The sequence below is a fragment of the Embleya australiensis genome (assembly GCF_051903075.1).
Taxonomy (GTDB): domain Bacteria; phylum Actinomycetota; class Actinomycetes; order Streptomycetales; family Streptomycetaceae; genus Embleya.
Genome location: NZ_CP182422.1, coordinates 4131568 through 4152258 on the forward strand (window position 1 = coordinate 4131568; position 20691 = coordinate 4152258).

A 20691-nucleotide genomic window follows, 5' to 3' on the forward strand; every position below is an offset into this window, starting at 1 on the left:
CCGAGACGCGAGCGCGCGGCTCTCAGATCAGGTGATCGAACTCCCCGGCCTTGGCGCCGGCAATGAAGGCCGCGAGCTCGTCGCGCGTGTAGCGCAGTGCGGGGAGATCCGGGTTCTTGGAGTCGCGCATCGCGACCCCTCCGGCCATGTCCGCGAGTTCGACGCAGGTGCCGTTCTGGTCGGAAGCGCTTGCCTTGATCCAGACGGCATCCGCCAAGTCGGCTTCGTATAGCTCGTTCTTGTCCATCACAGACTCTTTGCTCGTTCCCGTAGTAGCGCGGCGGTCTCGTCCGGCGTCAACGCCGCTGCTGCGATCTCGCTGAACAGCCTGTTGCACAAGCGGAGTTCGCGTTTCGAGTCAAGTGAAATCATACCGCCGACGCCCTCCATCCAAGCAGCGTCGGGATCGTCGGTGTCCTCGAACTTCAGGATGGTGAATCCTGCTGCCTGGATCGCCATCCGTCCGGCCGAGAACGGGCAGATCTGGAACGTGACGTTCGGTAGAGCCATTTCCGCGATCAGGTGATGCATCTGTTCCCGCATGACGCTTGGCCCGCCGATGTCGAAGTGCAAGGCAGCCTCGGTGGTGATCGCGTGGTACGTCAGTGGCTCTTCGTCGCGGAGGAGGCGCTGTCGCATTTCCCGGACGGTGACCAACGCTTCCACCTGATCGACGCCATAGGCGTTGAAGCCGGTCGCGATGATCGCGTTCGCATAATTCTTGGTCTGGAGAAGTCCCGGGATCAGGTTCGGGTGGTACTCCCACTCCTCTTCGGCGTCGTCCTCAAGAGCGATCACCTCGGCCAGGTTCGCGTTGACGTCGTTGGCGAACTCCTGCCACCAGTGGCGGATGCGCTTTTGCACGAGTAGGTCCAGCAGCTCCGGTTGTGCTTCAGGCGGGACCTCGTAGAGCTGGAAGTACGTCGCCAGGTCGTGCGGGCTGACGTATGCCTTCGCGTGCTCCTGACGACTCACCTTCGGGCCGTCGCCTTGGATGGCCGCGCCTGCGGTCGCGAGTGTGATGCCGCGCGCCTCGCGCAACTCCCGCAGCCTGCGGCCGAGGCGGATGCGCTTTCGCGTGTGGGACGCCATGGGCCTCCTTTCTGCGGGTCAGTCTGCACCAATCGATCACTCCGGTGGGCCGTCTCGCACTCGTCGGGAGGATCTTTGGCAAAGCTACTTGCATATGCGATTTCGCTTGTGTTTCATCGAATCAGTCACCCGATGAGGTCGCAGACTCACGGACGGCGCACAGGATCGTCAGCCCGCACCCCGCAGAGTCAGGGGACAGTCGTGCCTGCTGCCAACGCTTGCGAAGTTCCTTCCGTCCTGCGGTTGCGGGGCCCTCGGCCCGTGCGGACCGCCCGCGAACACGCCGCCGTCAGGGCCCGGATCGCCGGCGTCGATGCCGATGATGTTGCCGAGGTGGTCGGCGAGTTGGCCACCAACGCGTTCGTGCACGGGAATCCGACGAGTCCGGTCGTGGTATCCACGCACGTCGCCGACGGCGTGTTCTGGGTGACCGTGTTCGCCCGGCAGGCTCCGGTGGAGTTGCCGCCGTCCGTCGAGGATCCCGACGCCGAGTCCGGGCGGGGCCTGCTGATCACGCGCGCGCTGACGACCACGTTCCGGTGCGAACGTCGGCGCGGTGGCTACCAGGCATTCGTGGCCGGATTCGCGATGCCCAGGTGACGCGCCACTCGGGCGGTTTCGGACCCGCCCCTTGCCAACCGTCCACGTCCACATACCCATTGGAGCGCGCATGATCGAGTTCGAGGCGGGTGGGCGGGTCGTGTCCATGCCCGCGCGGACCATTCACCTGAATCCCACCGATCATCCCCGGCCGTGGCGGCTTTCCATCGCGTCGTCGTGCTTCACCGCTCCCGAAGCGCTCCAGCGGGTCGCGTTTCATCTGACCGACGCGGATGTGGCGGGCTTCGCCGAGACCTTGTTGCGACCGCCGCGTCCGCAGGATCGGGGAGCCGGTCGGGCCCGGCTGATCCGGGACGGAATTGGGCTGCGGTTGCGGGTGTTCGTCGAATCCATCGACGGGGAGCGGCCCGAACCGCGTGCGGTGGTCCACCTCCAGGAGCACCATCGCCAGGTCCTCCTCGACGACATCAAGCGGCACAGACCGGACCTGATCCCGACCACCACCACGCCCGAACCGCGGTTGTGCCTCGACCCGATGCCCGTCACCGGACTCACCATCGACCAGGTCGCCGACTTGCACGACCGCCTCGACCGATGGTTGTCCGCCGAGGGCATCCGCGCGGCGATCGCCGACCGCGTCGTCGCCCGCCACGTCCACGCGCCGGACAGGACTCGGTGAACCGCCCCGGCGTCGCCCTCGCGCGGCTTGCCGCAGCCGCCGCCGAGCGCGGCCGGCTCGAGGGCCGGCACCCGGATCCCCGGACCACGTCGCACCACGAGCAGCGCGCGTACCGCAGCCACTGCCGAGCCGCCGGCGCCGCGATCCGCGTCGCGGTCGCCTGCGCTCACCGCGACGGCGTACCCGTCGACGCCATCGCCCGCACCGTCGGGTTCTCCGCCGGCTACGTACGGATGATCCTGCGACGCGAGGACCACCTCACGCCGAACGGCCCCCGGACACGGCTCGCCCCGACAGGCGACCGGGCCGACGAGGCCGCGCACGTCGGCCCCGTCGGATGGACCGGACGACCCGTCCACGCGCCGCACCGACGCCGGCGGAGCGAGGGCCGCCGCGATCCCGATCCCGGGACGGGGGACGGGAGCGCGGCGGGCCCGGCTACGCCGTCAGGGCCTGCGGGGTGGCCGGCTGACGGGTGATCGTCGACTCCGCAACCACCGTGCCGTTCTGGGTGGGGTTGAGGCTGTGGCGCATGCGCAGCGCCAGGACCGTGATCAGGATCGAGCAGGCCATCAACACGCCCAGGTACGGGGCGTACAGGCCCGCGCCGACCATCACGCCCGCGAAGGCCGGGCCCGCCGCCATGGCCAGCTGCTTCACCAGCGACTGGGCCGCGTTGTACTGACCGAGCAGGTGCGCCGGGGCCAGGTCGGCGACCATCGGGCCGAGCGTCGGGGCCAGCAGCGACTCGCCCACACCCAGCAGGGCGAAGGTGAGCACGATCGTGCTCGCGGCGGCGACCGAGTTGTCGTGTACCAGGCCCGACACCGCCGTCACGATCCAGGCGAGCAGCCAGACCAGGCCCGTCGCCGCGATCACCGTGCTGCGGCGGCGGCGCTGGGTGATGCGCAGTACGGTCAGCTGGCCGAGCACGATCACCGCGGTGTTGGCCGCGAGCGCCACGCCCAGCATGCGCGGCGAGATCCGGCTGACCTCGGTCGCGAAGGCGGTCAGGCCCGACTCGAACTGGCCGTAGCAGGTGAAGAAGATGACCGCGCTCACCACGCACAGCCGAACCATCGCCCGGTTGCGCAGCAGATGCCGAAAGCCCGCGCCCGGCGTGGTGCCGGCCGGCATCGCCGGTACCGCGGGCAGCCGGACCGTGCCGCACACCGCGCCCAGGACCAGGAACATCGCGGTCTCGATGGCGAACAGCAGGGTGAAGCTGGCGGGCCGCGACTCGTCGACGATCAGGCCGCCGATCAGCCCGCCGATGCCCAGGCCCAGGTTGTTGAAGGTGAACTGCAGCGCGAACGCCCGAGCACGGGTCGGCGCCGTCGTCAGCCGCACGATCATCGTGGCCAGGGCGGGCTGGATCGCGGCGATGCCCGCACCGAGCAGCGCGGCGCCGAGCATGACGAACACGTCCGTGCGCGCCAGGCCCAGGGTGAGCGAGCCGAGCGCGGCGACCGTCGCGCCGACCGCGAGCACCGGACGCGGGCCGCGCCGGTCGATCGCCGGACCGACCATCGGGAGCACGCACAGCGCGGCGACGGCGAGCACGCTGAACATCAGTCCGGCCTGACCGGCGGACAGGTCTCGCACCCGCGTCACGTATACGAACAGGAACGGCACCGTGAAGCCGCTGCCGAACGCGCTGAGCGCGTTACCGAGCTGGATTCGACGCAGAGCGCCCCGGGTTGCCACCACACACCTCCCGACTGTCGGTCGCGCGGCCCGGCCGTTCCGGCCCGCGGGGATCGGCCCGCAGGCGGGCCTCGGCGGTACGGGGGCGTGACGGGGCAACCGATCCGGCCCGTGCCGGCACGGGGGCATGCCCGTGTCCGGCGAGGGGGATCGCCTGGTCCGCGTCGAGGCGGGTGCGCCGGGGGCAGCCGGGGGTGTCCCGGGCCCGCGCCGGCGGTGCCGCCGTGCCTGATCCGATGGTCCGAGTCCTCAAGCCTGAAGACTTCAGAGCTAAACTATACGGATCTATAGCGTTCGCGTCCAATGCATTACCGGGGACTGCCCGACGCCGGCAACCTCCGCCGATCGCCGACCGCGCGGACCCGAGCGCCTACCGCCGACCGGGTCCGCGCGCGACGGACCGGGGGTGCGGAGATGGGATACTTCCCCGCATGACAGAGGGGGCCGAGCAGGCAACGCCGGACGAAGGCGACATCGAGGAATACCTCGCCGTCTTCCAGCGCGAATTCCCCGAGGTGGATCCACAGGTCGAGACGATCGTGGCGGCACTGTCCAAACTCAACCGCCGGATGAGCGTGGCCTACGGTCGCCAGCTCACCGCCCTCGGCATCACCAACGCCGAGTGGGAGGTGCTCAAGGCCCTGGTCCTGGTCGGCCGGCCCTACCGGCTCAGCCCCGGCGACCTGGCCCGCCGGCTCGGGCTGACCCCCGCGGCGATGACCCACCGGCTGGACCGGATGGTCGCCGAGGAGTTGGTCACCCGGACCCGCGACGAGCAGAACCGGGTGCGGGTGATCGTCGAGCTGACCGGTACGGGGCGCGACGTGTGGCTGCGGGTGGTGCGCGAGGCCGCGGTCTTCGAGGCGGGTCTGCTCCAGGACCTGGGTCCGGCCGAGCGGCACGCGCTGGCCGCGGGGTTGCGCGGGATGCTGGCGCGGGTCGAGGAATCCCAGCCGGACGCCGGTGGGCGGCTCGACACGGAGTGATGCGGTTCGGCTGCGGCGGGCCGGCGGACGAGAAGAGGACCTGGGCAGATGCGAGTGCGTATTCCGAGGCAGCGTACGGACATCGAGCGGCTGGACCGCCCGCTGCCGGCGGGGCTGCCGCGACCGGCGCCGCGGGTGTTGCGCGCGCCTCGGCCTCGTGGCGGGCGGTCGGCGGAGGACGCGCTGCTGGACTACCGGCTGGTGGTTGCCCGGACTCTGGGGCGGCATCGGCCCACGGGGGAGGGGACCTGTGTGTGCGGGGTGCCCTCGCCGTGTCCGGTGCGGGCGCACGCGGCGCGGCTGTTGGACTGGATCCGGCCCGAGCGGGCGTGAACCCTTCGGGGTGAACCCTCCCGAAGCCCCCGTACCGGGGCGGTTTCTCGGCTAGCGTCCCCAGGACACGTTGAGGCGCGGGAGTTACGGGAGGCGTGTGGATGGCCGTATCCGAGGGTGTGTCCGACGGGGCCGCGTACGCCCCGTTCGACCCGACGGCGCTGCCGGCGACGGGGGGTTACTACAAGAAGTTGCCCCCGACGCCATGTACATACGACACGGCGCCGTTGCCCTTGGACGCGGTCGACGGGCATCCGGTGGTCTGCAAGAACCGCGCCTGCAAGTACTACCGGAGGTCGGACAAGGTCGAATACAAGTCCGGCCCACGGGCGTATCGGTGCGAGGAATGCATAACATGGACGGACTGAGATGCTCGTGGCCGCATGGCCCTGAGGGGTCTACGCCGGGCCCGTGGCCGCGCCCCCGCCGGTTGGCCTCAAACGCCGGCCGGGCTGGGGGGTGGGTCCCGTCTGCGTTTCGGCGTGCGCCCGAACTCGCCCCCGCCGGCTGGCCTCAAGCGCCGGCCGGGCTGGAGGGTGGGTCCCGTCTGCGTTTCGGCGTGCGCCCGAACTCGCCCCCGCCGGCTGGCCTCAAGCGCCGGCCGGGCTGGAGGGTGGGTCCCGTCTGCGTTTCGGCGTGCGCCCGAACTCGCCCCCGCCGGCTGGCCTCAAGCGCCGGCCGGGCTGGAGGGTGGGTCCCGTCTGCGTTTCGGCGTGCGCCCGAACTCGCCCCCGCCGGCTGGCCTCAAGCGCCGGCCGGGCTGAAGGGTTGGGCCTCGTTCACGTTTCGACGTGCGCCCGTTCTTGCTCCCGTGGGGTGGCCTCAAGCGCCGGCCGGGCTGAGGGGGTAGGTCCCGTTCACGGTTTCGGCGTGTGCCCGTCTTTGCGCGTGTCGGTTGGCCTCAAGCGCCGGTTGGGATGGGGTGCTTCCGCGTCCGGCGTGGGTGCGTCCTTGCTTCCGTGGGGTGGTCTCAAGGGCGGCCGGGCTGAGCAGGACCCGAATCACGAACGGCACCATCTCCAGCCCGGCGGACGCTCACGGCCAGGCACAGGCCAGAACGCGGACGGCGCCAAGCCCAGCCGGTGTAAGCGAGATCGGCCGGGCACGACGAAACGCGGAGGAACCCCATCCCAGCCCGGCCGGCGCTTGAGGCCACCCCACAGGAGCAAGAACGGGCGCACGCCAAAACGTGAACGGATCCCAACCCTTCAGCCCGGCCGGCGCTTGAGGCCAACCGACGCACGCGAAGACGGGCGCACGTCGAAACGCGGATGGGACCTACCCCTCAGCCCGGCCGGCGTTTGAGGCCAACCGGCGGGGGCCGACCGGTCGGCTTGCCTGGGTCGTCGGCGGGGCCATGTGGCCGCGAGCATGGTGGGTCGGGCCGATCGTCGGGTGACCCTACGGCCACGCGGCGACCAGGCCCGGCCACGAGTGAGGGCGCTTCCGTGTGGGGCGCGCGGGTGCATCATTCCCCATTCGGGAGCTGGTGATTCCGCTTCGGGGTGGGGGAATTCGGGGATTTTGGTGGGGTGTTCGCGGGCTGCTCGAGGGGTGGGTCCGCCGCCCTCTCCGTCGACGCCCTCTCCGCCGCCGTCGCCTCCGCGCGCCGTCGCAATCGGCGTAGCCACCATCGGAATACCCACGCCGCTGCGGTCAGCAGGAGCAGCCATACCAGGCCGAAGGCCACCCAGAACGCGGTGGGGGAGGGGAGTTGGCCCGGTGGGGTGTCCGGCCAGGCGTGGGCGAGGTCGTCCGGGTGGGTGAAGAGCGGGTGCACCGCCAGCGCCGAGCCGTGGTACGTGACCCGGTCCGGCCAGTCCTTGCCGGATCCGAGCGCGGCCAGCCCCGTGGACAGCCATATCACCGTGGTGCCGGCCACGAGCAGCAGCAGCCCCGCGAGCAGCAGGCCGTCCGGTACGCCCCGCGACGGTACCCGCCCCGGGGTGGGCTCGCGCGGCACCGGCAGCCGTCCCGATCCCGCCATCTACGCCGCCGGATCGTCGGCCAACGCCGCCTCGGCCCGCACTCGTTCCTCCACCGCGTCCTCGGTCATCGCCCGGTCCGTGTAGACCATCGGGCGTTCGGTGTCGGTGATCAGGTGCTTGACCACCTGTACGTTGCCGTTCACGTCCCAGACCGCGATGCCCGGGGTCAGCGTCGGGATGATCTCCACCGCCCATCTGGGCAGGCCGAGCACCTTGCCCGTGGCGCGCGCCTCGTCCGCCTTCTGCATGTAGACGGTGCGGGTCGAGGCCATCTTCAGGATCGCCGACGCCTCCTTGGCCGCCGCCCCGTCGACCACGTCGGAGAGGTGGTGCACGACCGCCACGAAGGACAGGCCCAGTCGTCGGCCGAACTTGAGCAGGCGCTGGAAGAGTTGGGCCACGAACGGGCTGTTGATGATGTGCCAGGCCTCTTCCACCAGGAAGATGCGCTTGACCCGGTCCGGCCGGATCCAGGTGTGCTCCAGCCACACCCCCACGATCGCCATCAGGATCGGCATCGCGATCGAGTTCCGGTCGATGTGCGACAGGTCGAAGATGATCAGTGGCGAGTCGAGGTCGATGCCGTCCGTGGTCGGGCCCTCGAACATGCCCTTGAGGTCGCCGTCGGTGAGGCGGTCGAGCACGAGTGCCACGTCGAGGCCCCAGACTCGGACGTCCTTGACGTCCAGGCTGAGCAACTCGCACGACTCCGGCGTCGGATTGCGCAGCGCCTCGACGATGTCCGGGAGAATCGGCTGGCGTCCCGACACGGTGCGCATCACGTGCGTGTGCGCGGCCTTGAGCGCGTAGCCCGCCCGCTCCTGGAGCGCGTGGCCCATCGCCACCTCGATGATCGTGCGCAGCAGGGCCAGCTGGCCGGTCACCGCGATCGCCGGGTCCAGCGGGTTCAGCCGCACCGCGTCGCCGGAGAGGTCGTTCGGGTCGAGTCGGATCGGCTTGACCCCCAGCGCCTCGGCGATCAGGTTCCACTCGCCGACGCCGTCCTCGCCCTGGGCGTCCAGGACCACCACCTGGCGGTCGCGAAAGCGCAACTGGCGCAGTACGTACGTCTTCTCCAGGGCCGACTTGCCGTTGCCCGACTCGCCGAGCACCAGCCAGTGCGGGGCGGGCAGTTGCTGGCCGTACAGCTGGAACGGGTCGTAGATGTAGCCCTTGCCCGAGTACACCTCGCGCCCGATGATCACGCCCGAGTCGCCGAGCCCGGGCGCGGCGGTCGGCAGGTAGATCGCCTGGGCCTGGCCGGTGGACGTGCGCACCGGCAGGCGCTGGGTCTCGCCCCGGCCGAAGATCATGCCCGAGAAGCCCTGGGTCAACGTGGAGATCAGACCCGGCATGCGCTCACCCCTTCCCGGGCGGCCGAACCGCCCGCGCTCACTTGCGGATACCCGTCGCGAACGGCAGCGTGTTGACGAACGCGCGGTGCTGCTCGCGGTCGCACCACTCCAGCTTCAGGAAACACTTGCCCGCCGAGGCCCGGATCGTGCGCTTGTCCCGGGAGAGCTGGTCCGGATTGCGCGAGGACACCGTGATGTAGCCGACGATGTTCACCCCCGCCGCGCCCCCCGCCAGGTCCTCGCCGCGCTGGTCGACCCGGCCCGTGTGGGCCATGTCGCGCGGGTCGACCACCCGGTTCATCTTGGCCGCGCGCGCCGCGTCGGCGTCGTCGTTGGTCTTCTCGGTGAGCATGCGCTCGATCGCGACGTCGGTCGGCTCCAGGTCCATCGTCACCGCGACGGTACGGATCACATCGGGGGTGTGCACCAGGAGCGGGGCGAGGAAGTTGACCCCGACCGGGGTCAGCGGCCACTCCTTGATCCAGGCGGTGGCGTGGCACCACGGTTCGGCCGAGTCCGACTCGCGGGTCTTGGCCTCCAGGTAGTTCGGATGCGTCGCGTCCAACTCGGCGGGCCACGCATAGCGGGCCTGCATACCCTCGAACGCGTCGATCTGGTGCTCGGGGTCGTACATCGAGTGGATCAGCGAGGCCAGCCTGGCCTCGTTCAGCGGCTGCCGCACCCGGATGTCGGCCTCGGTCAACCGGGCGCACACGTCGGTGAGTTCGCGCGCCATCACCACGCCGATGCCCTTGTCGCCCTTGCCCATCACGTTCGCCTCGGCCGCCAACTCGCGCGTGTAGTGCATGCACGCGATCAGGTAGGCGCGGTGCTGCTCGGAGGAGGTGGACACCATCGACTGCAACTGCTCGTACGAGTCCTGCACCCACGCCGGCGCCCGGTGGTCGCCGCGCCGGGCCACGTCCTTGGCGTGCGCGTCGGGGTCGGCCGGCAGCGTGCGGGCCAGCACCTGGAGGCGGGTGACGAAGCCGTCGCCGTTGGCCACGTGCTTGAGCAGCGTGCCGAACCGCTCGACCAGCGCCTCCTGGTCCTCCGAGTCGCGCAGCCCCACGCCCGGGCCCTCGATCTCGATCGCGGCGGTGACGGTGCGCCGCTCGAGGTGCATCAGCACGGTCAGATCGTCGGGACCGAACGGCACACTCGTCCAGGCCACCCGGCCGACCCCGGGCGGCGCGCCCACCGCGACGCCCTGCCCGGTCAATTTGGTGCCCGCCTCGGTGACCGCCGAACGATACTTCGCGCCCCGCTTGAGGGTGCGCTTGTACGTCCGGTTGATCTCCCACCACCGGTAGAACGTGCGCTTCTTGTACGGCATGTACACCGCGGCGAACGCGAGCAACGGGAAGCCGACCAGACCCGCGATGCGCAGCACCAGGATCGGCACCACCAGACCCCAGAGCAGGGCGAGGCCGCCGGCCGCGATGATCAGGAAGATCTCGCCGGGCTCGCGGTTCTTGCCGATGACCGCGGTGGGTTTGGCCTTGCCGATCAGGAAGGTCCGGCGTCGGGCGACCGGTTGCGTTGTCATTACTCTTTACCGTTCCTCGCGTGAGGCGTTGCCGCGGGACTGGCCGTGGGCGGTTGGGCCGGCGTCGGAGCCGGAGCGCCGCCCGATCCCCCGCCCCTGGTGCCATGGGCCGCAATGCCCGACGATACGGCGTTCGCGGTCACCGGGGCAGAGCCTGCGCCGGAACCGGTCGATCCGCGCGAGGCGTGTGCCTGGATGCCCTGCTTCACGTACGTGGCAGGTCCGTTGACCGCCGAGGCCGGTCCGGACGACTGCATCGCCTTGCGACTGCTGTGCAGCGCGGCCATGTCGTCGCCGATGCTGGGCACGAACCGGTAGATGAGCACACTCGCGAAAATGGAGAGGAACAGGATCGCCAGGCCCGAGAGCACCGCGGAGAACGCGTCGTCCTTGCCGCCCGTGGAGACCGCGGTGGCCAGGCCGAGGACTATCACGATCACCGGCTTGGCCAGCAGCACCGCGATCATGATCCCCGCCCAGCGCCGCACGTGGTGCCACATCGCCTTGTCCACCAGGCCCGAGTACACCGCGGTGCCCAGGATCGCGCCGACATACAACATCGCGGCGCGGACCAGGAGTTCGACCCACAACACGGCCGCCGCCGCCATCGACAGCAGCGACACGAAGATCAGCATGACCGGGCCGCCGCCGAGATCGCTCGCCGGATCGAGGGCCTTGGAGAAGCCGCCGAGGAACTTGTTGGTGTCCTGTTGGGTGCCGGTCGCGATGGCCGCGGTGATCGCGTCGGTCATCGAGACGGCCAGGTACAGCACCAGCGGGGTGAACGCGGAGGCGATCACCGCCAGCCACAGGTAGCCGATCGCCTCGCTGATCGCGGTGCCTATCGGGACGCCGCGCACGGCGCGCTTGGCCACCGCCAGGATCCACAGGATCAGGGTCAGGAAGGTGGACGCGGCGAACACCACCGCGTACTGGCGCAGGAAGCCCGGGTTGGTGAAGTCGACCTGGGTGGTGTCGTTGACCGCCCCGGCCAGCTTGTCGATGATCCAGGTGGCCGCGTCCGCGCAGCCCTTGGCGATCGAGCCGAGCGGGTCGGTGACGGTGCCGAGCGGGCCCGAACCCGGCGCGCCCGGGCCGCCGTTGTTGCAGATGTCCTTGGCGGGGCCGGTGAGCAGGTCGCACTCCGGCTTGCTCGCCGGCGCGCTGGGGCTCGTGGAGGCGCCGGGGGAGGCGCCGGGAGAGGCGGTGGCGCCGGGTGTGGGGTCGGCCCACACGCGGGTGGCGCCGAGCACGAGGAGGGTCTGGAGGGTGGCGAACACCCCGCCGGCGGTCAGGAATCGGGTGCGAAGGCTGCGGCGTTCCCGGTCAGCGTGCATGGCGCAATTCCCCGAACTCCCCGTCGGCCTTGGCGATGTCGTTGGCGCCGGACGGATCCTGCAGTCCGGCCACCGGTGTCGGACCCTCCTTCTGGCTGAACTCGGTCAGTTTCCAGTCCCCGTTCACCCACGACAGGCGCATGGTCGTGGTGTTCCACGCCTCGGCCACGGGCTTCGTGGAGTCGGCCCCCGCCAGCCCCACCACGCCCACGCTCCACACCTCGACGGTGGCCGAAGCGGGGGTGTAGGCAATGGACTTGGTACCCATCGGTACGGCCCGGCAGACGAACGTGCGCCCCTTGGGCGCGGTGCCGTCGGGCTGGAGGCCGAACACGGTGGTCTGCGCCCGGAACACCTGGTCGGTCCGGGCAAGCAGGCCGTCGCGCACGGCCGGATCGGTGATGGTGGTGATGATCGCCGTGCGCGGCTGGGCGCGGAACATCCGGGCAGAGCCATACGCGACAACGAAGTTGGCCGCGGCGGACTGGGCTCCCTCGGCGGTCTGCGGATAGCCGACGGGCACACCCGACTCGGTGCGTTCCGGTACCTGCGCGGCGGACAGCGGCGGGCCGCCCGCCGGGGCTTCGGGGGCGGCCGAGGAACTCTTCGCGGTGTCGTCCGCGCCGCCCTTGTCGCCGTCGTCGGAGCGATTCGCGGCGAAGAGCAGGGACATGATGACCACGGCGATCACCACCACGACGCCGATCCCGGACAGTATGGGGTTGCGCCTGGGCTCCGGACCCTCCGGTGAGGTGGTGGGTCTGGGCAGGCGGGTACGCGTGGCGGGTTCCTCGTCGCTCATGGCCTGTCCCCCCTTACCGCGGCAGGCCGGACGTTGCGGGCGACCTGCGCGCACAACACAGTCCCCGACGGCCGAGCGCCGCGGGGTTCGGTTGCAGCCGGAACGATCTTCCCAGATGGGCGGTCATACCGGTGGCACCGCGCTGTTGCGTGAACACAGGCTCGATTGTCCGGGAAAGGAACCGGAATTGCTGCTCTGCCCCGAATGCGGAATGGGGCATTCCGTTTTCGGGGCGCACGACGCGCCGGAGTGCGCCGCGCCCGGGATGAAACACCACGGGATTCGCCACCTTGGGGACGGCAGGGTGCGAACCGGTCTAGATCGCCATTCCGTACACAATCGTGAACAGCGTCCCGAGCGATCCGATGATGAACACGCCGGTCAGACCGGCGATGATGAGGCCCTTGCCCTGCTCCGCGCTGAACGTGTCGCGCATCGCGGTCGCTCCTATGCGCTGCTTCGCCGCGCCCCAGATCGCGATCGCCAGGCACAGCAGCAGCGCCACGGCCATGATCACCTCGACCATGATCCGGGCTTCGCCGCCCAGCCTTGCGAACGGGCCCCAGTTCGGAGCTATCCCGCCGATGATCGTATTGATGTCGCCGTTGCCGCCGTTGCCTTTGCCTTCTGCAAGAAACACGTTTTTCACCGCCCCCGAGGTCGGGCTTTGGTTGCCTGTCGTCACATTCGACGGCAGGAGTGGGTCGTTCGTTTATTGTGCTGTGGGGAAGCCGATCGGGCTACCACCTCGGCAAGTGTGTCTGCTCACTGTGTGTATCACGGGTGATTGCGCAGAGCAATCACGGCGCGCACAATGAGCTTCGGAGTGTCCGTCGCGGCCCCGCCCGGCCGCGGAGAATCGGGGGGTACCCGCGATGCGCAAAGCCTGGGTCGCCGGTGGCATCGTATTCGCGATTCCCTTCGGTCTGGTCGGCCTGCTCACGGTGGGGGTCGGTGCGATGCAGTCCGCCTCCGGCAGCCAGACCGGCGCCGGCGGCACGATGGCGCTCGCCCCCGGCACGGTGCCGGCCGCGTACGCGTCCTCGATAGACAAGTGGGGGCGGTTGTGCCCGGAGATCTCGCCGGCGCTGCTCGCCGCGCAGCTGTACCAGGAGAGCGGCTTCGACCCGAAGGCGGTCAGCAACGTCGGGGCCCAGGGCATCGCCCAGTTCATGCCCACCACTTGGCCGGAGTGGGCCACCGACGGCAACGGTGACGGCCAGGCGAGTCCGTGGGACCCGGCCGACGCCATCCCGGCCGCCGCGCGCTACGACTGCTCGCTCGCCAAGTACGTCGCCTCCGTGCCGGGGGATCGCACCAACAACATGCTCGCCGCGTACAACGCGGGCGCGTACCGGGTGATGCAGTACAAGGGCATCCCGCCGTACACGCAGACCCAGGACTATGTGAAGAACATCCGGGCCCTGGAACAGAGTTTCGGCGTGGTCCAGACGCCGCTGCAGCCGATGGCACTCGCCGCCGGCGCGGTCAACTGGGCGCAGACCAAGCTCGGCACGCCCTATCTGTGGGGCGGCGAGGGCACCGCGGCCGACGGCGGCCGGTTCGACTGCTCGGGGCTGACCCAGGCCGCCTACGAGACGGTGGGCATCACACTGCCCCGGGTGGCCAACGACCAGTGGAACGCCGGCCGGCACCCCTCGCGGGACCAACTCCTGCCGGGCGACCTGGTGTTCTTCGCCACCGACCTGCGCGACCCGCGCAGCATCCACCACGTGGGGATGTATGTCGGCAACGGCCAGATGATCCACGCGCCCTACACCGGCACGGTGATCAAGTTCGGCCCGATAGACAAGCCCGACTACATCGGCGCGACCCGGGTCACCCCCGAGGGCGCCAAGTCGCTGCCCGACCGCAGCCCCGGCTCGGCGAACAACGACTCGGGCGCGGGCAGTCCGGCCGCCGACCCGGGCAAGACCGCGGCCGGGAACGCGAGTTCGACCGGCGCGGGCAAGGCGGGGAGTGCGGCCGGCGCTCGGACGCAGCCGCGACTGCCCGCCGCCGACCGGCCGCGCGAGGCGACCGCGGGCGACACCCGCGCGCGCTGACGGGCGGGGCTCGCCGCGCCGCGCGGTCGAGCCGGGTGCGGCCGGGGGCGGGCGAGCGGCGATGATGGGGCGGTCCGCCCTGGGGCGACGACGCGACCCGATCCGCCGGACGGGCCTCGACGGCAGAAAGGCCCGGCCGAGATGGCGATGATCCCCGGCACCGGCAGGTTCACCGCCGTGGCCGCCGTGCTGGCCGCCGCGTTCACCGCCGCGGTGGTACAGCTGACCGGCCCCTACGGATCGCCGACCCGGTACGCGCCGACCCTGCCGATCGGGATCGAGGCGCTGGCCCCGGTGCCCGGCGTCGGCGGCGCGGTGATGCAGGTGGTGGCCCATCAGGACGACGACCTGTACTTCATGAACCCCGACATCGACCACGCGGTGCGCGCCGGCACGGACAACGTGACCGTCTTCCTCACCGCGGGGGAGGCCGACGGCCGCAACGGCCCCGGGAGCCGTCCGGATGTGCGGGCGTACGCGGCGGCGCGCAACAACGGCTCGCGCGCCGCCTACGCGTTCATGGCGCTCGGGGACCGCGCGGCGCGCTGGGAACGCCACAGCATCCGCCTGCGCGACGGCGCGCACGCCGAATTCGACCGCCTCGTCGACGCGCCCAACATCAAGCTGGTGTTCCTCAACACCCGCAAGGAGGAGGGCATCGGCGCGAAGGGTCGGCTGCGCACCCTGTGGAACGGACAGGAGCGCGAACTCGACACACTGGCGCCCCTCGACGAGCCGGCGGGCGGGCCGTACGCGTACACCCGCGACGGGCTGATCGGGTCCCTGACCGACCTGATGCGGGCCCAGGCGCCGAGCGTGGTGCGCACGCTCGACCCGGACCCCGATCGCCAGAAGCACGACGACGAGCACCCGGCGCACGCCGACAACCACGGCGTCTCCGACCACCAGGACCACACCGCCGCCGCGCGGTTCACCTGGGAGGCGCTGCGCCGCTACAACACCGACCGGCCCGTCGGGGCCGCCGCGGCGATCGCCTATCGCGGCTACTACAACGAGCGTTGGCCGCACAACCTGGAGCCGGTCGCCCGAGAGCGCAAGGACGCGATCACCCGGGTCTACGGCTGGACCGACCGCGAGCACCACTGCCCGGGCCGGGCGGACTGCGGCGACCTCAAGGTGCGCGACACCGCGTCCCGCAGCAACTGGCCGCAGAGCACCACCTACCGCTTCCCCGACCCGGGTCCCAGGCCCGTGCTCGGCGCGGACGGTCGATCGAGCGCCTGGTCGGTGCTCGGCGGCCGGATCACCCGCTGGGCCGAGGACGGCGCGGGCGTCTGGTCCGCCGCGCGCGACCTGGGCGCCCCCGGCGACGGCGAACTCGCCCCGGCCCCGGCCGTGGTGCGCATGGCGGACGGGCGGATCCGGGTGTTCGCGCTGCGGATCGGCGGCGCGGACCGGGCCGATCGGGACCGGCTCGCGATCGTCACCGCGATCGAGTCGGCGCCCGGCGGCGATCTGGGCCCGTGGCAGGACCTGGGCGGCCCGGACGGCGGTGCGACGGGCCTGGGCCCACCGGTGGTGCAAGCCGACGGCGCGGGCGGGTTGCACCTGTTCGCGCGCGATCGGGCCAAGGGCATCGGCACGCGGTACCTGCCCGCCGGGAGCACGGTGTGGTCGCCGTGGCGCGACCTCGGCGGCGCCGAGATCGTCGAGGGCCCGACCGCGGTCACCCGCCCCGACGGCCGGGTCACCGTGTTCGGCACGGCCCGAGAGGGCATCCGCGCCTGGGACGTGGTCGGCGACCGGTCCGGCCCGCCGCGCACGATCGCGGCGGATCACCCGGTCGGGCCGCCCGCCGCGTCCGTGGGCGCGGACGGCCGGGTCACGGTCGGCTACCGGCGGGCCGGCACGGCCGAGATCGCGGGCACGACCGAGACCGGCCCCGACACGTGGGTGCCCACGGCCACGCGCACGGCCGGGGCCGGCTACGAGCCGCTGTGGCAACTGCCCCGCCCCGACGGCACGTTGCTCACCGCGACTCGGGACGCCGAGGGCCGCCCTGTGGTGCTCGGCGCGACCCCCACGCCGCTCGTGCTCGACGACCACCCGACCCCGACCGGCCCGACCACCACCCTCGACGGCACAGGCCGCCCACTCGCCCTGTGGCTCGACCCGACCACCACCCTGCACACAACCCCCCTGCCCTGAAGCCCCGCCCCCCGAAGCCCCGCGCCTGAAGTCTCGGCGCCCGAAGCCTGGCGCCTGAAGCCCCGGCGCCCGAAGCCTCGGCGCCCGAAGCCCGGCGCCTGAAGCCCCGGCGCCTAAAGCCCCGACTTCCGACCCCCGAACCCCGACCCCCGAACCCCGACCCTCGAACCCCGACCCTCGAACCCCGACCCTCGAACCCCGACCCTCGAACCCCGACCCTCGAACCCCGACCCTCGAACCCCCCCAACCCCGGCGCCTGAAGCCTCGGCGCCTGAAGCCCCGGCGCCCGAAGCCCCGACGCCCCGAACCCTGGCGCCTGAAGCTCCGGCACCCAACCCCGGCGCCTGAAGCCCCGGCGCCCGAAGCCCCGGCGCCCGAAGCCTCGACGCCCGAAGCCTCGACGCCCGAACCCCGACGCCCCGAACCCTGGCGCCTGAAGCTCCGGCACCCGAACCCGCGCGCCTGAAGCTCCTCCGGTACCCGAACCCCCGCGCCGGAAGCCCCGGCACCCGAACCCCCGCGCCGGAATCGTCCTACGTCCCGGGACTGCCACCCACCCGCCCCGCGTGCCCCCCGCCCCCGGCCTGCCGCTCGCCCCGCGTCCACCCGCCCCGCGTCGGCCTAGCCCCCCTTCCAGGCCCGCCCGGCCGCTTGCCCCGCGCCCGCGCCCCGCCCGCCGCGCCCGCCCCACCCCCGCGCCCGCCCACCCCACCCCCGCGCCCGCGCGGCCCGCACGCGCGAACGGCGGGCATCCCCCGAAGGGGACGCCCGCCGTTCGGCGCGGGAGTGCGGTGGATCAGACGTTCACGCCGTGGCTGCGCAGCCACGTCATCGGGTTGACCGCGGAGCCGTAGTTCGGCGTGGTGCGGACCTCGAAGTGCAGGTGCGGGCCGGTGACGTTGCCGGTCGCGCCGGAGAGCGCGATCTTCTGGCCGGTCTGCACCTTCATCCCGGCCTTGACCGAGATCGAGGACAGGTGCGCGTACTGGGTGTACTTGCCGTCCGCGTGCCGGATCACGACCTCGTTGCCGTACGCGCCGCCCCAGCCGGCCGAGACGACCGTGCCGGAGGTGACCGCGCGCACCGTGGTGCCGGTCGAGACGGCGAAGTCCTGGCCGGTGTGATGGCCGCTGGACCAGCGCGACCCGCCCGAGCCGAAGCTCGCGGTCAGGGTGGCGCCGGAGACCGGGGCGACATACGAACCGGAGGCCTGCTCGGAGCCCTTGGCCGGGGAGTCGGCCTTGGTGCTCTCGGTCTTGACCGTGGTCTTCGGCGCGGCGGCCGGCTTGACCTCGGTCTTGGCCTCGGCCTTGGGCGTCTCCGCCTTCGGCGCCTCGGCCTTGGGCTCGGTCTTGGTTTCGGTCTTGGTCTCGGCGGCCGGCGCGGCCTTGCCGTCGACCGTGAGCTGCTGGCCCGGGAAGATCAGGTCCGGGTTCTCGCCGACCACGCTCTTGTTGGCCTCGTACAGCTTCGGCCAACCGCCGGGCACGTTCCTGGCGTTCGCGATCTGCGACAGCGTGTCGCCGGCGACCACGACGTAGGAGCCGCCCGCCGCGTCCGTCTTGGCGGTCGTCTCGGCCTTGGGCGCCTCGGACTTGGGAGTCTCGTCCTTGGGCGCCTCGGTCTTCGGCGCCTCGCTCTTGACCTCGATCTTCGGCTTGGCGGTCTCGGTCTTCGGCGCCGGCTTGGCGCTCTCCGTCTTCGGGGCCGTCTTCGGCGCGGTCTTGCCGCCCGCCGAGCCCGTGTCGAGGTCCGGAGCGGCACCGCCGCGGGTCAGGCCCGCCTTGACCGAGCAGACCGGCCAGGCGCCGGGGCCCTGGCTCTTGAGCACCTTCTCGGCGATCGCGATCTGCTGGCTCTTGGTCGCCTGGTCGGCGCGCGCGGCGTACTGCGAGCCGCCGAACTCGTTCCAGGTGCTCTGGGTGAACTGGAGGCCGCCGTAGAAGCCATTACCGGTGTTGATCTTCCAGTTGCCCGTGCTCTCGCACTGGGCGACCTTGTCCCAGGTGCTCACGGACGCGGCCTGAGCCGTGCCCGCCCCGATGATCGGCATGGCGACGCCGACACCGGCGACGCCGGCCGCGGCGATCAGACGCGTGGTCCTGCTGGTGCTGCGACGGCGATGACGCCCGGTTCCGGACAGCATGGCTGGATCCTCTCCCACGCCTACGAGGTGAGCTGTCGGATTCGGGCCGGAGATCGATAGCCCGGTCACGTTCCGAAGAACGTGGCTTCACCCCAAGCCGTTCACGGCCGCCGACCGTCTCGATCGGTGCCGTGCGCGGCGGTTCACCTGTGGTTCCCCCGCTCCTGTCGTGTGGTGCTCGTCAGCCTCCCGAACGGCCGGCGACAGGATTCGGCGTACCGGCGATCGGGGTCCGTGTGGGATACGGACGGATCGAACGCTAAGCAGGCCCCGCCGAAGATCACAAGTCTGTGTCGGATAGAAGCCGATTATCCGTTTTGCGGTTGAGCGCAATGTAGATGATCCCTTACGGAAAGGACCGTAGTTGGCGTTCCGTGGTGGATTCGGCCGGATCGGGTGACAGAGAACCTTGATCGAGCCTCGTATGGATCACCCGCGAATGATCACCGAAGTCCCGTTCGTCACAGGCGCATCGCGCGTCTCGGGTCCGGAATGGCGCCGTTACCCATCGCCGCACCCGTCCGCACCCGCAGCCGGAGTGATTCGGCCCACAGGACAAAAGCCCCAAGTCCGATTCATCCCGGCGCACTTCACTCCACGCGCTCCCCGCGACGCCGACCGGACAGCCGGCGTCGCATCGAGGCGTTCGGAGCACACGAAGGCGCTCGGGGTGATTCGGGAGCACAGGACGCGCGGCACACGTTCGGCCGGCCCGGCGCTCACCCCGTGGCGCGTCCCGCGCCCGTCACCCGCGCCGCGCCTGCCACCCCGCCCACGCGCTCTCCACCATGTCGGAGACGTCCAGGCGGGCCTTCCAGCCCAGTTCGGCCGCGATCCGCTCGGCGCTCGCGACCACCCGGGCCGGGTCGCCGGCGCGCCGGGGCAGCGTCTGGGGCGCGAACTCGCGCAAACCGGTGACCTCGCGGATGAGTTCGACCATCTCGCGGACCGAGGTACCCCGACCGCGGCCGACGTTGAGCACCAGGCGCGTGTCCGGGTCGGCGGCGAGCCGGCGGGCGGCGGCCACGTGCGCCTCGGCCAGGTCCACCACGTGGATGAAGTCGCGCACACAGGTGCCGTCGGGGGTGGCGTAGTCGTCCCCGTAGATCACCGGCGCCCGGTCGGCCGTCAACTTCTCCAGCACCATCGGCACGAGGTTGGACACGCCCGCGTCCGCGAGCTCCGGCGCGCCGGCGCCCGCGACGTTGAAGTAGCGCAGCGAGGCGTAGGAGATCCCGTGCGCCCGCGCGGTGGCCCGGATCAGCCACTCGCCGACCAGCTTGCTCTCGCCGTACGGGTTGATCGGCAGACACGGGGTGTCCTCGTCGACCAGGTCCACGTCGGGCATGCCGTAGACGGCGGCGCTGGAGGAGAACACGATCCGGGGCACCTCGGCCGCGACCATCGCCGCGAGCAGCGTGCGCAGGCCCTCCACGTTCTCCTCGTAGTAATAGAGGGGACGCGCGACCGACTCGGGCACCTGCTTCTTCGCCGCGATGTGCACCACGCCGTCGACCCGGTGCGTCCGGAACGTCTCGTCGAGGAGTGCCCGATCCAGGACCGACCCGACGATCAGCGGCACCCCGTCGGGCACCCGCTTCCGCTCGCCCGAGGAGAAGTCGTCGACGACGACCACATCCTCACCGGCCGCGAGCAACACTCGCACGACATGCGTCCCGATGTACCCGGCACCGCCGGTGACAAGCCACTTCATGACGCGAGCCTATCCGGCATCCCGAACGTGCGGCGGAGCCGCGACGGGGGCTCGGACCCGGCGGCGCGGAGATGTCCGACCCGGGGGCGGTGCGACCGTTACCATGCACGGGATTTCGTGTACAGAGTTCACACATCGCACGGAAAAGCTCCCACGTTGCTGTGCGGTAATCGCATCATCGGAAGGGCGTGGAACGCGTGCGACGCG

At 71.3% G+C, this 20691-nt stretch carries 18 protein-coding genes and 1 riboswitch; of the genes, 7 read left to right on the forward strand and 11 right to left on the reverse strand.

The features are described from left to right. Positions 1-22: 22 nt before the first annotated feature. Positions 23-247, reverse strand: coding sequence for a DUF397 domain-containing protein (locus tag ACMXN5_RS17840; protein ID WP_439676101.1), 225 nt, complete (start codon positions 245-247; stop codon positions 23-25). Beyond that, positions 247-1092 carry a DUF5753 domain-containing protein gene (locus ACMXN5_RS17845; protein WP_439676102.1) on the reverse strand — a complete coding sequence of 282 codons (846 nt, stop codon included), beginning with the start codon at positions 1090-1092 and terminating at the stop codon, positions 247-249. Before ACMXN5_RS17845 ends, ACMXN5_RS17840 begins: the two co-directional genes overlap by 1 nt. Positions 1093-1353: 261 nt before the next feature. Between ACMXN5_RS17845 and ACMXN5_RS17850 the strand changes: the two genes are divergently transcribed. The 3 genes from ACMXN5_RS17850 (at position 1354) to ACMXN5_RS17860 (ending at position 2811) form a co-directional block, all read left to right on the forward strand. Then, positions 1354-1692: an ATP-binding protein gene (locus ACMXN5_RS17850; protein WP_439676103.1), complete on the forward strand. Its 339-nt coding sequence runs from the start codon at positions 1354-1356 to the stop codon at positions 1690-1692. A 70-nt stretch (positions 1693-1762) separates the two neighbouring features. Beyond that, positions 1763-2332, forward strand: a complete 570-nt coding sequence (locus tag ACMXN5_RS17855) for a hypothetical protein (protein WP_439676104.1) — start codon at positions 1763-1765, stop codon at positions 2330-2332. Then, complete coding sequence (locus tag ACMXN5_RS17860) at positions 2329-2811, forward strand: hypothetical protein (protein WP_439676105.1); 483 nt, start codon at positions 2329-2331, stop codon at positions 2809-2811. Before ACMXN5_RS17855 ends, ACMXN5_RS17860 begins: the two co-directional genes overlap by 4 nt. Here the strand turns inward: ACMXN5_RS17860 and ACMXN5_RS17865 are convergent. Next, positions 2771-4039 (reverse strand): MFS transporter, encoded by a 1269-nt coding sequence (locus tag ACMXN5_RS17865; protein WP_439676106.1) that lies wholly within the window; start codon positions 4037-4039, stop codon positions 2771-2773. The two genes, ACMXN5_RS17860 and ACMXN5_RS17865, sit on opposite strands and share 41 nt — an antisense overlap. A gap of 431 nt (positions 4040-4470) precedes the next feature. Here ACMXN5_RS17865 and ACMXN5_RS17870 point away from each other — a divergent pair, with 431 nt between their 5' ends. After that, positions 4471-5025 (forward strand): MarR family winged helix-turn-helix transcriptional regulator, encoded by a 555-nt coding sequence (locus ACMXN5_RS17870; protein WP_078976038.1) that lies wholly within the window; start codon positions 4471-4473, stop codon positions 5023-5025. Positions 5026-5073: 48 nt separating this feature from the next. After that, positions 5074-5358: a hypothetical protein gene (locus tag ACMXN5_RS17875; RefSeq protein ID WP_395796879.1), complete on the forward strand. Its 285-nt coding sequence runs from the start codon at positions 5074-5076 to the stop codon at positions 5356-5358. Positions 5359-6826: 1468 nt separating this feature from the next. Here ACMXN5_RS17875 and ACMXN5_RS17880 read toward each other — a convergent pair. The 6 genes from ACMXN5_RS17880 to ACMXN5_RS17905 all read right to left on the reverse strand — a co-directional run bounded on the left by ACMXN5_RS17880 (position 6827) and on the right by ACMXN5_RS17905 (position 13029). Continuing rightward, positions 6827-7345, reverse strand: coding sequence for a hypothetical protein (locus ACMXN5_RS17880; RefSeq protein WP_439676107.1), 519 nt, complete (start codon positions 7343-7345; stop codon positions 6827-6829). Continuing rightward, positions 7346-8701 carry an ATP-binding protein gene (locus ACMXN5_RS17885; RefSeq protein WP_380008685.1) on the reverse strand — a complete coding sequence of 452 codons (1356 nt, stop codon included), beginning with the start codon at positions 8699-8701 and terminating at the stop codon, positions 7346-7348. A 37-nt stretch (positions 8702-8738) separates the two neighbouring features. Beyond that, positions 8739-10250 (reverse strand): SCO6880 family protein, encoded by a 1512-nt coding sequence (locus ACMXN5_RS17890; RefSeq protein ID WP_395796884.1) that lies wholly within the window; start codon positions 10248-10250, stop codon positions 8739-8741. Beyond that, a complete protein-coding gene (locus ACMXN5_RS17895; RefSeq protein ID WP_439676108.1) occupies positions 10250-11587 on the reverse strand; it encodes a hypothetical protein in 1338 nt (445 codons plus the stop codon). Before ACMXN5_RS17895 ends, ACMXN5_RS17890 begins: the two co-directional genes overlap by 1 nt. Then, positions 11577-12389, reverse strand: a complete 813-nt coding sequence (locus ACMXN5_RS17900; protein ID WP_439676109.1) for a hypothetical protein — start codon at positions 12387-12389, stop codon at positions 11577-11579. The genes ACMXN5_RS17895 and ACMXN5_RS17900 overlap by 11 nt, the downstream gene beginning before the upstream one ends. 316 nt (positions 12390-12705) lie before the next feature. Further along, positions 12706-13029 (reverse strand): hypothetical protein, encoded by a 324-nt coding sequence (locus ACMXN5_RS17905; protein WP_078979333.1) that lies wholly within the window; start codon positions 13027-13029, stop codon positions 12706-12708. A 235-nt stretch (positions 13030-13264) separates the two neighbouring features. On the opposite strand from ACMXN5_RS17905, the gene ACMXN5_RS17910 reads away from it, so the two are divergent. Both ACMXN5_RS17910 and ACMXN5_RS17915 read left to right on the forward strand, forming a co-directional pair. Then, positions 13265-14455, forward strand: coding sequence for a C40 family peptidase (locus ACMXN5_RS17910; protein WP_395796890.1), 1191 nt, complete (start codon positions 13265-13267; stop codon positions 14453-14455). 141 nt (positions 14456-14596) lie between these two features. Beyond that, complete coding sequence (locus tag ACMXN5_RS17915) at positions 14597-16624, forward strand: PIG-L family deacetylase (RefSeq protein WP_439676110.1); 2028 nt, start codon at positions 14597-14599, stop codon at positions 16622-16624. A 796-nt stretch (positions 16625-17420) separates the two neighbouring features. On the opposite strand, the gene ACMXN5_RS17920 is transcribed toward ACMXN5_RS17915, so the two are convergent. Both ACMXN5_RS17920 and galE read right to left on the reverse strand, forming a co-directional pair. After that, on the reverse strand, positions 17421-18770 hold the full coding sequence (locus ACMXN5_RS17920; protein WP_439676111.1) for a transglycosylase family protein: 1350 nt from the start codon (positions 18768-18770) through the stop codon (positions 17421-17423). Positions 18771-18772: 2 nt separating this feature from the next. Continuing rightward, a riboswitch (cyclic di-AMP (ydaO/yuaA leader) is annotated at positions 18773-18957 on the reverse strand. Between the two features lie 558 nt (positions 18958-19515). Next, positions 19516-20484 (reverse strand): UDP-glucose 4-epimerase GalE, encoded by a 969-nt coding sequence (gene galE, locus ACMXN5_RS17925; RefSeq protein ID WP_439676112.1) that lies wholly within the window; start codon positions 20482-20484, stop codon positions 19516-19518. Positions 20485-20691: the final 207 nt, after the last annotated feature.